Origin of the sequence: Pedobacter alluvionis (genome assembly GCF_003664035.1) — a bacterium.
Taxonomy (GTDB): domain Bacteria; phylum Bacteroidota; class Bacteroidia; order Sphingobacteriales; family Sphingobacteriaceae; genus Pedobacter; species Pedobacter alluvionis.
Window position 1 is genome coordinate 1695683 of record NZ_RCCK01000010.1, and the last position, 13781, is coordinate 1709463.

The following is a 13781-nucleotide window of genomic DNA, read 5'->3' on the forward strand; positions in this document are numbered from 1 at the left end:
AATGCTACTTTTGTGCAAAAGTAACCATAATAAATTTTATTGATGAATGCTGATGCAATAATTATTGGTGCAGGTGCCTGCGGATTGATGTCTGCCGTGCAGGCAGGCTATTTGGGTAAGAAAGTAATTGTGCTTGAGAAAAACGAAAAACCTGGGGCCAAAATTTTAATTTCTGGTGGCGGCCGCTGCAATTATACCAATCAATTCACATCAGCTGAGCAGTTTATATCTGCCAATCCACATTTTGTAAAATCGGCATTTACCCAGTGGACGGTTGACGATACCATTGGCTTTTTCGAGACTTATGGCATAGCAGGCAAAGAAAAAACTTTGGGTCAATTATTTCCTGATGATAAAAACGCGAAAGATGTGGTACAGGTTTTTACCTCCATTTGCGAAGATTTCGGACAAGAAATTAGGTGTAATGCCGATGTAAAGGATATTGAAATACTGCCTGATGGCTTTAAAGTAAGTTATGAGAAAAATGGTAAAACCGTAATCTTAATCGCCGAAAAGCTGGTAATTGCCACCGGAGGCTTGCCTATCCCAAAAATGGGTGCTACCGATTTTGCTTTACGTTTCTCCAGAAAACATAACTTAAAAATTATTGAAACGGCTCCGGCTTTGGTTCCTTTAACCATTACCGGGAAGGATGAAGAATGGTTTGCACAACTTTCTGGTAATTCTGTTTTCTGCGAAGTAAGCAACGATGAAATTTCCTTCGAAGAGAATATCCTCTTTACCCATTGGGGATTAAGTGGACCTGCTATTTTGCAAATCTCTTCTTTTTGGAGAAGAGGTGAAACTGTTAACCTTAATCTGTTGCCACATCAACATATTGTCGCACTATTGGACGAAGAAAGGAAAAACAACGGTAAAACTTTATTATCTACGCTGTTGAACCGGATTTATACCAAGAAGTTTACCGATGCCTTAGGTAAGTTTTTGCCTTTAAATAAGCCTGTTGCTGCATTAACCAAAACAGAACTCGATTTAATTGAACAAACGATCCATCATTTTAAGGTTAAACCCGCAGGCGATAAAGGTTATGATAAGGCTGAGGTGATGCGCGGCGGAATTGACACCAACGAAATTTCTTCTAAAACGCTGGAGTGTAAAAAAATCCCGAACCTGTTTTTTGGTGGCGAATGTTTAGATGTTACCGGTTGGCTGGGTGGTTATAACTTTCAATGGGCCTGGGCCAGTGGCTTCGTGATTGCGCAGAATATTTAACGGTTGCTAAACCTATCAGGTTTTTAAAACCTGATAGGTTTGTAAGTCGCTCAGGTGGTTAATATTATTTTGGGAATGAGCGGTTGTAATACTTCGGATTTGCAGCCCTGCTATCGTTCCAAGTCCTCACTCGTTCCTCGCTCCGGGCTTTCCACTTTATCAGGTTTATTTAACCTAAAACAGCGGTTCTTAGGGGCGAGCTAAATAAACCTCGCAGGTTTTAAAAACCGGCGAGGTTTGCTCCGTTACAAATAAACATTCGGCATAATTTCCCATGCCCAGGGTTTTTTAAAAGTCTTAAATGTTCTCAGTTGAGAAAAATATAATACCTCACTTGTTCTACGGTTCGCAATATCTCTTCTGTGGAGGTTACCAACAGTGGTAAATAATTCACGTGTTTTAAAATCGTAAACCCTCTCGGTCATATCGCCGTTGTTTTGGTTGTAATAAAGGTTAATCGCACTGGTTAAAAACCAATCTTTGTTTTCGAATTTAAAAGTATAGCCCAATTCCCAGCGCCACTCTGATCCTCCTTGAAAACGGAGATAAAGTTGTTGATCTTTAATCGCAATCTTTTGCAGTGGGTCGCCCAGTTTACCACCTTCTTCCGAGCGTAAGATAAAATCGTTGTTCTGTGTAGATAAGCTTAAAACACCTGTCGATTTATCTTTAAAAAATATGGCCAGAATCCTCGGTTTTTGTGTTTCCTTAATAATTGCGCTGCTATTGTCGCCATAAACCCGGGTTTCATCAATTGCTTTATTATATTCAAAAACTACTGCTAAATCGGCTAAACCATCATTGTTCAGGTCGCCGTTAACCTGGTCGATAATCATCCAGTTGGCTGGCGTAAACTGTTCTACAGAAGATCCTTGTGTTTTAATTTTAGGGAAGATAAATGTTTTTTGCGCAAAGCTGAGTTGCGCGCAGAGCATCAGGATGTAAAAACAAAAAACTTTCATTCAGATAGAAAAGGTGTTGATGTGAGTATAAAACGTGTTTATCGGGGTTTTAGTTTGTCATTAAGTTCAAAGACAATTAACAGCCACGGAATCACAGAAAACACGGAGGATTAATCGCAGTTCATTTTCAGTTAGTGCAATAGTGTTAAAATTACAGCCTTAAACTTCTAAAATTCCCGTACTTTTGCAGAAAAAACAATTTCTTTTGAAAACCGAAATCCTTGCCATTACGCCGCCATTTACCCAACTGAATACCCCATATCCAGCAACGGCGTATATAAAAGGTTTTCTGAACACCAAAAATATCAGCACTACACAGGCCGATTTAGGAATTGAAGTAATTTTGGAATTGTTTTCTAAAAAAGGACTACAAGATTTATTTAGGGTAGACAATCAAAAACCTAAAAGCGACAACGCTAAACGTATTTTTGCTTTACAGGATGAATATTTAAAAACCATTGATGCCGTAATCGCCTTTCTTCAAGGGAAAAACCCAACTTTGGCCTTACAGATCTGTAGTGATGATTTTTTGCCTCAGGCTTCACGGTTTGCTGCTTTAGAAGAATTAGACTGGGCCTTTGGGGCAATGGGTACGCAGGATAAAGCAAAACATCTGGCCACACTTTATCTCGAAGACATATCTGATTATATTGTAGAGTGCATCGACGAAAATTTTGGCTTTAGCCGCTATGCCGAACGTTTAGGCAGAAGTGCGAATTCTTTTGACGAGTTATATGGTGCCTTATTAAAAGAACCTACTTACATCGATCAGATCCTGATTTCGGTTTTAAAAGAGAAAATTGAAACGGTTGGGCCTCAATTATTTTTGATTTCTGTCCCTTTTCCGGGCAATTTATACAGTGCTTTTCGTTGCGCGCAATGGATAAAAGCCAATCATCCTGAAATCAAAATTTCTATGGGCGGCGGTTTCCCAAATACCGAATTAAGGTCGTTGTCAGATGTACGGGTTTTTGAGTTTTTTGATTACATTACATTGGATGATGGCGAGCTGCCAATCGAATTGTTGTACCATAACATTACGCATCCTATCCCAGCTGAAGCCCACTTTTATAAAAGAACTTTTCTTCTTGAAAATGGTAAAGTAGTTTACCGTAATGATGCTTTCAGAAACGATTATAAGCAAGCAGACGTAGGCACACCCGATTATACAGGCCTGCTTTTGGATAAATATATTTCAGTAATTGAAATTGTTAACCCGATGCACCGCATGTGGAGTGATGGACGCTGGAACAAGCTTACTATGGCCCATGGCTGTTATTGGGGCAAATGTACCTTTTGCGATATTTCACTTGATTATATTAAAGTTTACGAGCCTGTAGCCGCTAAGTTGATTGTGGACCGCATTGAGGATTTATATGCCAAAACAGGACAGAATGGGTTTCATTTTGTGGATGAGGCAGCACCGCCTGCACTGATGCGTGAAGTAGCTTTGGAGATTATCAGAAGGAAATTAGCAGTTACCTGGTGGACGAATATCCGCTTTGAGAAAAGTTTTAGTCAGGATTTATGTTTGTTGCTCAAAGCTTCCGGCTGTATTGCTGTTTCAGGTGGATTGGAAGTGGCATCCGATCGTTTGTTAAAACTGATCGATAAAGGTGTAACCGTAGAACAAGTAGCTAAGGTTACCCGTAACTTTACCGAAGCAGGAATTATGGTTCATGCTTATTTAATGTATGGTTATCCTACGCAAACTATACAAGAAACGGTTGATAGTTTAGAAATGGTACGTCAATTATTTGAAGTAGGCATACTACAATCGGGTTTTTGGCACCAGTTTGCCATGACGGCACATAGTCCGGTGGGGATGTATCCTGAAAAATTCGGGGTGGTAAAAGATACAGAAGTGATTGGGAGTTTTGCCAATAACGATATCAATTATACCGATAAAACAGGGATTGATCACAATAAATTCAGCTATGGATTAAAGAAATCACTCTTCAATTTCATGCATGGCATCTGTTTTGATTATGAGCTGCAGGATTGGTTCGATTTTAAGATCCCAAGGACAAAAATTCCAGCAGATTTTATTGAAAAGGCTTTGAATGATGATGATCATTTTAATACCAGGCCTACAGCCAAAGTGGTATGGATAGGAGGAAAGCCTTCGGCAGATTATTTCACCAAATCCAAAAAGGGAAATACATGGGAAATGGCCTCACTCACCTTCCACGATAAAAAGGAAACTTTTATCGTTCAAACCAATAAAAAAGAAGGAGAGTGGTTAACTGCTATCTTGAATAAAATTTCAATCTCTAATGAAAAAGTATATACTTTTCAGGAAATTAAGACCGATTTTGAGACAGAATTGGAAAACTTTGAACTTTTCTGGTATTCGAAACCCATAAATACGTTAAGGGAATACGGTTTGTTGGTTTTATAAGCTACTGTGAGCTTTAAAATAGCGATAATATGTTACGAAAGCTCGTCATTTCGACCGCAGTGGAGAAATCTGTCTTGATAGATCTCTCCATTTCGCTACGCTTCAGTCGAGATGACGATTATCTATTAAAAAAGAGCGCAACCATCGCTAAAATTACATTTTCATTTTAAAATGCGTGAGAAAATAGATAATACAGATGAGTATAATCGAATTTATGATCAACAACAACCACAAAATAACAGATTTCCGGTTTTTCATTACCGCGATAAAAGAAGTGATGTAAGACATTGCAATCAACGCGAGGAATAAATTTACGGTTTGGATGCCCAGGATGTAGTAACCACTATAAGAGAAAACGATCACACTGAGTAGTAGGAATACAATTGATGCGATAGTGTAAAGTTTGTTTGGTTTCATGCTATGTATTCTAAATTAATTGTTTTTCTAACCTTTCAGTACCTAATCTATTTCGATCTTTTTGCTAGATAGTCGGTTAATTTTAATTACTTCTCTTCTAATTGATACTTTAAGTGTTGTTCATTCGAAACGTGAACCTGTAAGAAAATAATATTAATACAATATCTCATTACTACTCATAATCTGTTGTAATATTTTTGACCGTATAAGGAATGTAAGATCATTTAAGCTTATATGTACCTCACGTGTCTTATATGGTCAAAAAATGTTTCCGAAATTTGCGGATTAGTTTTAATCACAGTGCGGAACGGTAAAAGTCCAGGTTTCTGATTCTCCATTTGGAATGATGTAGCCATTTCCCCTGATATTCTCGAACCACAATTTGCCACGAAGTTTTTCTCTTGTACCTACTTCATTTAAGGTAGCACTATCATAAAGGCGGCCATTGATCATCACATATTTGATTTTTTCAGAATTTCTAATGTCATCCAAAGGGTTAGCATCCATAATCACCATATCTGCCAGTTTACCTACCTCTAATGAACCAATTTCTTTGTTCATGCCCAAATAGCTCGCGCCATTTAATGTTGCAGCCCTAATGGCCTGCAGCGGACTAAAACCACCCTGAACCAACATCCACAATTCCCAATGTGCCCCTAAACCCTGGATCTGTCCGTGTGCGCCAAGGTTAACCTTTGTACCACCATCGGCAATCTGTTTGGTCGCTTTTGCAATACCAATGTGATTATAATCACTGTATTCTGATGTGGTCCTGCGTCTTGACCTCGCGTCTATAATGGATCGTGGGGTGTAAGTCATTAATTTTTCGTTTTCCCAGACGTTGGTTCTATCGTACCAATAATTTTCGCCCCACTGACCGCCATAGGCCACAATCAGCGTGGGAGTGTAGCCCACTTCGGTATTGTTCCAGAGTGTGGTTACATCTTTATAAACTGGTAAAACCGGAATACTATGTTCAATTCCGGTGTGCCCGTCAGCAATCATATTCATATTGGTGAAAAAAGTAGAACCTCCTTCGGGTACAACTTCCATTTTTAGCTGTCGTGCGGCTTCTAAAATCTGTTGACGCTGCTCCCTACGCGGTTGGTTGTACGATTTTACCGAAAAGGCCCCAACTGCTTTTAACCTGCGTAAATTGGCAAGAGCATCATCTAAACTGTTAATCACTACCTTAAAATCGCCATCGGCACCATATAAAATGGAGCCTGTAGAATAAACCCTTGGACCAACCATTCTACCTGCCTTAAGCATTTCGCTCTGGCTAAAAACCATTTCGGTATTGCTCGATGGATCGTGTGAAGTGGTTACACCAAAAGCTAAATTAGCCATATAACTCCAATCGTTCTGTGGTGTTATCCCATCCGGGCTGGTGCGCAAGTGGGCATGAACATCAACAATGCCAGGCATAATGGTTTTGCCGTTTACATCAATTACTTTGGCATTAGCAGGGATGTTTACCGCATCAGCTTTTCCTATTGCCGTAATTTTATTTCCATCGGTAATGATGATTCCATTTTCAATTACTTCATCACCTTTCATTGAAATGATTCTGGCACCTTTAAGTGCCACTATCCCGCCAGGTACATCAGATTTTAAAACCAGATTGATATCGATAGATGAAGCTTCTGTTTTAGGCGTAGTGCCATCAAAATTGAAAGCACTGTTTACATCAATGGTGAAATATTTCGGTCCTAATGTCCAATGCAGGCTTTTACTATCGTTGCTCCATTGAATGTATGTTCCACCGTCGGTAGTTACTTTGGTAACCGGAATAGCATTATTACCTGCCGATGCATCCTGTGCTGTACCAATATTGATCATCGGTGTGATGTAAACGTTAAATAATTCGTTAAAGGCCACCCACTTATTGTCAGGACTGATGACGAACTGATTGGCATATTGTGAAGTAAAGTGTGTTCTTTCGTTAGCGCCGTTTAAATCGATGCTTTTTAATGCCTTTTTACCATCTGCATAACTCTGGAAATAAATACGGGTATCAGTATTATTAAACTGTGGACGGATACCGTTATCAGAAACTAAAGTTTTTGACCCTCCATTGGCTGGCATGATGAAAATTCCGGTTCCACGGCCATAATTATAACCTAAAACGTCGTTGCCACTTCCTTTTCTGAAAACGATTTTATCCCCCTTTGTTGAATATTTAGGGGAGTAATAAAAACCTTTTTCGTCGGTCAGGGTGATGGTTTTACCTGATTTGAGGTCAGTTCTTTTTATTGCTCCACGTAATTCATCGCTCCAGGTGGTATAAACAACATATTTTCCATCCGGACTAAAAGCCGGTTCGAATTCGAAATCCAAACCATTCGTTAATCTTTCTGGTGTACCAGTTGGTAATTCTTGTTTGTATAGATATCCTGCCGCATTAAAAACGATGGTTTTTCCATCTGGGGAGGTGCTAAGTTGCCTCAACATTTTGGACGAAAACTCATTGCTGAAAACCTGCTGTTCAAAATGTAAAGCCTGTTGTACAGTTTGAATGGTATTGGCCTGAAAAGGAATGGTACTATTGATCAATGTACTTATTTCGATTTTCCTGATTTTTCCTTTTGCATAGTAAACGATGCTTTTGCTATCCGGAGTCCAGGCGAAATTCGGATAAACGCCAAAAATCGCCCAGGTTTCCTGCTGATCGTGGGATAAATCTTCATTGACTGGCCACTCTTCGCCCGTTTTAATGTTCTGAACATATAAAGTAGATTTTAACCTTACCCGTTTTACAAATGCAATTAAATTTCCATCAGGAGAAACCTGCGGACGACAAGCACCTCCTTGCTCATCAATTAAGGTCATTAATTTACCTGTCGTTAAATCCAGCTGGCGAATGGCATAAATAGTCCCATTAGGATCTTTACTGTATTCGAAATTTGGACCAGGGCTCACATCTTCGCTAAAATAAAGATATCTTCCGTCCGGCGAAACGTTGGGTTCACCAGCATCCTGCTGATCATTTTTACGTTTGGTTAACTGCACACCATCGCCACCATTTATGCTATACATCCACATTTCGCCGGCGCCTAACGATCGGCTGGCCGTAAAGTGTTTTCTAGCCACCAGATATTCGCTATTGGGCATCCAGGTAGCATTATTCAATAACCTGAAACTCTCTTTGGTAACCTGTTTTTTACCCGAACCATCACGGTTCATGATCCAGATATTATCGCCTCCACTTTTATCGCTCGTATAAGAAATGTACTTCCCGTTAGGGCTAAACCTTGGTTGTACATCCCAAGCCACACCTCCGCTGATCAGTTTAGCTACTCCACCGCTAATGGGCATCACGTATATATCGCCCAGTAAATCAAAAACAATTTCCTGTCCGTCGGCACTTACATCGAGGTTCATCCAGGTACCTTCATCCGTATTTAAAGTGAAGTTTTTTGTTGTGCCCAGGTATTTTTCGATATCCCATTTTTTTTCCTGGGCATAAGAACTGAAAAATAATAGTGAAAGAGCGGATAAAAAATAGAGGTGTTTCATTATGTATTAGGATGGTTATTTGAATAATTCGTGTATTTTTCTTTGAAGTAATTTTTTATCTGGTAGTTGTGTTTTGTATTCTGCGACTAAAGTCGGAGATAGACTTCTGCTCAATGCATATTCTACCACTTCGTTATCTTTATCTTTGCAGAGGAGAATACCAATACTTGGGTTTTCATTTGATTTTTTAACATCTCTATCTAAAGCTTCCAAATAGAAATTTAACTGACCTAAATGTTCAGGTTTAAATTTATCTACCTTTAATTCAAATGCAACTAAACATTGTAAGCCACGGTGGTAGAAAAGAAGATCAATATAGAAATCGCTATTACCAACCTGTATTTTATATTCTTCACTAATAAATAAAAAGTCTTTTCCGAGTTCAAGAATGAAATTTCTCATTTCTAAAACTAAGTTTTTCTGTAGATCGTTTTCGCTGTGAGGTTCGGAAAGATTAAGGAATTCAAATACATAAGTATCTTTGAATATGGTTTCAATCTCGTTTTGTAAAACTCTCACCACTGGCGAGAGTTTTGTATTTCCCATTATAGATCTTTCGTAATGACTAGCAGATATCTGTCTTTCAAGCTCTCTCTTACTATATTTTTCTTTTAGACAAAGTTTTAAATAGAATTCTTTTTCCTCAATTGATTTTAACCTGGAAAGAATAATCAGATTGTGAGTCCAGCTAATTTCTCTCAGCAGTGTTGAGAGTTTTGGATAATCTTTATAACTTTCATAAAACTGTTTCATTCGCCAAAGGTTTTTATCCGAAAAACCTTTTAAGCCAGGTTCATTCTTTGATAAAATTCTGCTAGTTGCTTTACTACTGATTGTCCCCATTCGGCGTTTTTAACTCGGTTGTGTATATATTCACCAATATTCCAATATAGGTTTATTAATGTAGAATTAACAGTTTTCAATGCCACTGCCCGGGCATTTTTAATTAAGCTGACAATATCTGCAAACTGCGTTTCTAACATTTAATCCTTCTTATTTAGCAAAGTTAATAATCTTTTCTAAAGATGATTTTTTTCAATTTCCAACAATAATAAGTGGTGATTTTGGATTAAATGTATAGTTTTGATACTGCCGATTTATGACAGCAATAGAGATTTTACAAAAATATTGGGGACACCAGGCTTTTAGACCTTTACAGGAAGATATTATTGCTTCGGTTTTAGCAGGAAAAGACAGTCTAGCCTTGTTGCCTACCGGTGGGGGAAAATCAATTTGTTTTCAAGTTCCGGCTTTGGTGAATGAGGGGATTTGTATTGTAGTTTCTCCCTTAATTGCCCTGATGAAAGATCAGGTAGAAAACCTTAAATCGAAAGGGATTGAAGCCATTGCTATTTACGCTGGTATGGGAAAACGGGAAATCGATATTCTCCTTGACAACTGTATTTACGGAAAAATTAAATTCCTTTACTTATCTCCTGAGCGTTTATTAGCTGATTTAGTGCGTGTTCGTATTTCCTACATGAATGTGAACCTGATTGCGGTTGATGAAGCGCATTGCATTTCGCAATGGGGCTACGATTTCCGTCCGCCGTACCAACAGATTGCTAAACTCCGCGAAATTTTGCCTAATGTTCCGGTGCTGGCACTTACGGCCACAGCAACTGATTTTGTAAGGAAAGATATTATCGAGAAACTGGAAATGAAAGACCCGCATGTTTTTGTTAAAAGTTTTGGGAGAGACAATTTAAGTTATGTAGTTTTCGGTAATGAAGATAAGTACAAAAAGCTGATCGATATCTGCCAGAAGGTAAAAGGTACAGGCTTGGTTTATGTACGTAACCGGAGAGAAACTGCCGAGGTTGCTAATTTTATAAACAGGAATCAGATTAAAGCTGATTTTTACCATGCCGGGTTGGAACGTGATGTCCGCTTCTTGAAACAGGAAGAGTGGAAGAACAACAAAACCCGTATCATGGTGGCCACAAATGCCTTCGGCATGGGCATAGATAAAGCAGATGTTCGTTTTGTAGTGCATTTAGATTTACCAGAAAGCTTAGAGGCCTATTACCAGGAAGCAGGTAGGGCAGGGCGAGATGAAAAAAGAAGTTACGCCGTTCTTTTAGCCAATCAGTCTGATGTTTTGGGGCTAGAGGCCAGGTACCTCGATAGTTTTCCATCTCCTGATGAAATCCGAAAAACATATCATTATTTAGGAAATTATTTTCAACTGGCATTTGGTGCCGGCGAAGGGCTAACCTTTGCTTTCGATATAGCTGATTTTTGTAAAAGATTTAATATCAGTGTTTTGAAAACCATTTCTGCATTGAAATTTTTAGAGCATGATGGTTATTTAACCTTATCAGAAAGTATTTTTTTACCATCGAGAATAATGTTTATTGCCAGTCATGAAGATATTTACCGTTTTCAGATTGAAAATAAGGCTTACGATGGGATTATAAAGACGATTTTGCGTTCGCATGGCGGCGCTTTCGATGGTTTTGTTAAAATTAATGAGGCGGATTTAGCCAAAAAAACAGGACTGTCTTATCAAGAGATTATCGCTTTGTTGAATAAGCTGCAGGCCATTGAGTTGCTGACATATATTCAACAGACCGATCAACCACAGTTGCAGTATATTAGACCAAGGGTTGATATGGATCATTTTGATCTGGATGTGAAATACCTCGGGCTGAGAAAAGAGATTTTACACAAGCAGATTAATGCGGTGGTGGCTTACGCTACGTCTAATTTGTGCAGAAGTGTTCAGTTGCTGAATTATTTTGATGAACATCACGCTACAAAATGTGGCGTCTGCGATGTTTGCTTAGCTGAAAAAAGAGCCGAAAACCAGAACCAGGTGGGTGAAGAAATTGAATTTGAAATTATTTCTTTACTACAAAAGCAAGCGCTAAGTCTTGATGATCTGGCTACTAATATTAAAAATGGTACTGAAGCTGAAAGAATTGATGCCATCAGGGAGTTATTAGATGCAGGTAAGATTAAAACTGATGGGAAGAAGTATTATCTTTAGATGTGAGAGAAATGCCTATCAAGTTAGCAATAAAATATTAGTTTTGTAATGAACTATTTAATCAGTAGTATCCAAACAATCAGTTTAGTCTTCCGAGAAGCGAAAAACAAATGATAGAAAAAGATAATAAGAAAACCATACGCTCCTGGGCTTTCTTCGACTGGGCAAATTCTGCCTATAATTTAGTGATTACCTCAACCATTTTTCCTGTTTACTATGTTGCAATTACTACAACAAAATCGCATGGTGACGAAGTGATTTTTTTTGGTAAAACCTTTATCAATACCGTTCTTTCTAATTATGCGCTTGCTTTCGCTTACTTATTAATGGTGGTTTTGTTGCCTGTACTATCTTCCTATGCGGATGCAAAGGGCAAAAAGAAATTCTTCATGAAATTGTTTACCTATATCGGATCTTTTGCCTGTATGGGTTTATTTTTCTTCAAGCTGGAAACTTTAGAAGCCGGAATTATTTGCTTTGTGCTGGCTGCAATGGGCTATGTGGGCGGTGTAATGTTTAACAATGCCTATTTGCCCATAATTGCTTCAACCGATAACCAGGATAAAGTAAGTGCCCAGGGATTTTCATACGGCTACGTGGGTAGCGTGATATTGCAGTTAATCTGTTTTGTTTTTGTGCTAAAACCCGAACTGTTCGGAATTACGGATAAATCATTGCCTGCTCAAATATCATTTTTGTTGGTTGGTATCTGGTGGTTTTTATTCGCTCAGATTCCTTTTAAAGCTTTGCCTAAAGATGTGCCTAACGCAGGCTCTGTAAACAAGGGGATTATTAAAAGCAGTTTCGGTGAATTTGCAAAAGTGTGGAACCAGCTAAGGCAAATGAAGTTTTTAAAAACTTATTTAATTGCCTTCTTTTTTTATTCGATGGGTGTACAAACCATTATGCTTGCTGCTGCGGGTTTCGGCGCCAAGGTTTTAAAAATGGAATCGGGCAGCTTAATTGCCGTTATCTTAATCATTCAATTGGTGGCAATCTTAGGCGCATGGATGATGTCGCTTTTAGCCAAAAAAATGGGTAACATTAATCTTTTAATAATTGTAGTTTTGGTTTGGGTAGGTTGCTGTATTTATGGCTATTTTATAATTAATTCTACTCAATTTTATGCCTTGGCTGCCATTGTCGGCCTAATTATGGGTGGAATACAATCTTTATCACGTTCTACTTATTCTAAACATATTCCGGAAAATACAACCGACACCGCTTCATTTTTTAGTTTCTACGATGCCACAGAGAAATTGGCAATCGTAATTGGCCTGTTTAGTTTTGCATTTATCGAAGGTTTAACACACAATATGCGCCAATCCATCATCGCTTTGGCATCATTTTTTATAGTGGGATTGGTGTTTTTAGTATTCCTGAAAAAAATCGAGCGCAATGAAACCGCAAAATTGTAAGTTTGCAGACTAAAGAATTTGTTGATGAAAGTAGAATTGTTTGTTCCCTGTTTTGTAGACCAGTTATATCCCGAAACCGCTTTTAATACTTTAAGGTTATTAGAAAAATCAGGGTGTAAAGTAGAATACAACTCGAAACAAACTTGCTGTGGTCAGCCGGCATATAATGCGGGTTATTGGGATGAAGCTAAAGAAGTGGGCACAAAATTTCTGAACGATTTTAACGAAAACACCTATGTGGTGGCCCCATCGGCATCTTGTGTAGGGATGGTAAAAGGTGGATTTAACGACCTTTTTACCAATACCATTGTACACAACAAATGCCGTAATTTACAATCGAATATTTGGGAATTATCTGATTTCCTGGTAAACATAGCCAAAAAGGATTATTTCGGTGCAGAGTTAGAAGGTAAAGCCGTTTATCACGATTCGTGCAGTGCTTTACGCGAATGCAAAATAAAAGATGAACCTCGTCAACTGCTGTCTAAAGTACATGGTTTAGAAATGATCGAGATGGAAGATACCGATATGTGCTGTGGTTTCGGAGGTACTTTTGCCGTAAAGTTTGATGCCATTTCATCTGCAATGGCCGAGCAAAAAGTTAACCACGCCTTAGCACAACAAGCTGATTATATTATTTCTACCGATTTATCCTGCCTTTTACATCTTCAGGGTTATATTGATAAAAATAATCTGGCGATTAAAACCATGCATATAGCCGATGTATTATGTAATGGCTGGTTGGAAAGTACAGAATACTAATTTAAACCTCGCAGGTTTTTAAAACCTGTGAGGTTTAACTCTTATTCCATTGTCTGTGGGACACATACCGAGGAGAA

At 38.4% G+C, this 13781-nt stretch carries 9 protein-coding genes and 1 pseudogene; 5 read left to right on the top strand and 5 right to left on the bottom strand.

The genetic code is table 11. The features are described 5' to 3' along the window. Nucleotides 1–42: 42 nt before the first annotated feature. Nucleotides 43–1233, top strand: a complete 1191-nt coding sequence (locus BCL90_RS07430; RefSeq protein WP_121283337.1) for a BaiN/RdsA family NAD(P)/FAD-dependent oxidoreductase — start codon at nucleotides 43–45, stop codon at nucleotides 1231–1233. A gap of 245 nt (nucleotides 1234–1478) precedes the next feature. Here the strand turns inward: BCL90_RS07430 and BCL90_RS07435 are convergent, their stop codons facing one another. Next, nucleotides 1479–2195: a hypothetical protein gene (locus BCL90_RS07435; protein WP_121283338.1), complete on the bottom strand. Its 717-nt coding sequence runs from the start codon at nucleotides 2193–2195 to the stop codon at nucleotides 1479–1481. Between the two features lie 205 nt (nucleotides 2196–2400). Here BCL90_RS07435 and BCL90_RS07440 point away from each other — a divergent pair, with 205 nt between their 5' ends. Beyond that, on the top strand, nucleotides 2401–4596 hold the full coding sequence (locus tag BCL90_RS07440) for a B12-binding domain-containing radical SAM protein (RefSeq protein ID WP_121283339.1): 2196 nt from the start codon (nucleotides 2401–2403) through the stop codon (nucleotides 4594–4596). Nucleotides 4597–4749: 153 nt separating this feature from the next. Here BCL90_RS07440 and BCL90_RS25395 read toward each other — a convergent pair whose 3' ends face one another. From BCL90_RS25395 to BCL90_RS26220, 4 genes and pseudogenes are all read right to left on the bottom strand, one after another. Beyond that, nucleotides 4750–5013, bottom strand: coding sequence for a hypothetical protein (locus BCL90_RS25395; protein WP_134380605.1), 264 nt, complete (start codon nucleotides 5011–5013; stop codon nucleotides 4750–4752). Nucleotides 5014–5304: 291 nt separating this feature from the next. Beyond that, nucleotides 5305–8532, bottom strand: a complete 3228-nt coding sequence (locus BCL90_RS07445) for an amidohydrolase family protein (RefSeq protein WP_166792192.1) — start codon at nucleotides 8530–8532, stop codon at nucleotides 5305–5307. Between the two features lie 15 nt (nucleotides 8533–8547). After that, complete coding sequence (locus tag BCL90_RS26215) at nucleotides 8548–9078, bottom strand: PDDEXK nuclease domain-containing protein (protein ID WP_394341703.1); 531 nt, start codon at nucleotides 9076–9078, stop codon at nucleotides 8548–8550. 66 nt (nucleotides 9079–9144) lie between these two features. Then, a pseudogene (locus BCL90_RS26220) lies at nucleotides 9145–9515 on the bottom strand (DUF1016 N-terminal domain-containing protein); the annotation flags it as partial. Between the two features lie 116 nt (nucleotides 9516–9631). Here BCL90_RS26220 and BCL90_RS07455 point away from each other — a divergent pair. From BCL90_RS07455 to BCL90_RS07465, 3 genes are all read left to right on the top strand, one after another. Then, nucleotides 9632–11524, top strand: coding sequence for a RecQ family ATP-dependent DNA helicase (locus BCL90_RS07455; protein ID WP_121283340.1), 1893 nt, complete (start codon nucleotides 9632–9634; stop codon nucleotides 11522–11524). Between the two features lie 110 nt (nucleotides 11525–11634). Beyond that, on the top strand, nucleotides 11635–12942 hold the full coding sequence (locus tag BCL90_RS07460) for an MFS transporter (protein WP_121283341.1): 1308 nt from the start codon (nucleotides 11635–11637) through the stop codon (nucleotides 12940–12942). A 24-nt stretch (nucleotides 12943–12966) separates the two neighbouring features. Continuing rightward, entirely contained in the window at nucleotides 12967–13704 is a 738-nt protein-coding gene (locus BCL90_RS07465; RefSeq protein WP_121283342.1) for a (Fe-S)-binding protein, read from the top strand. The last annotated feature ends 77 nt before the right edge of the window (nucleotides 13705–13781 follow it).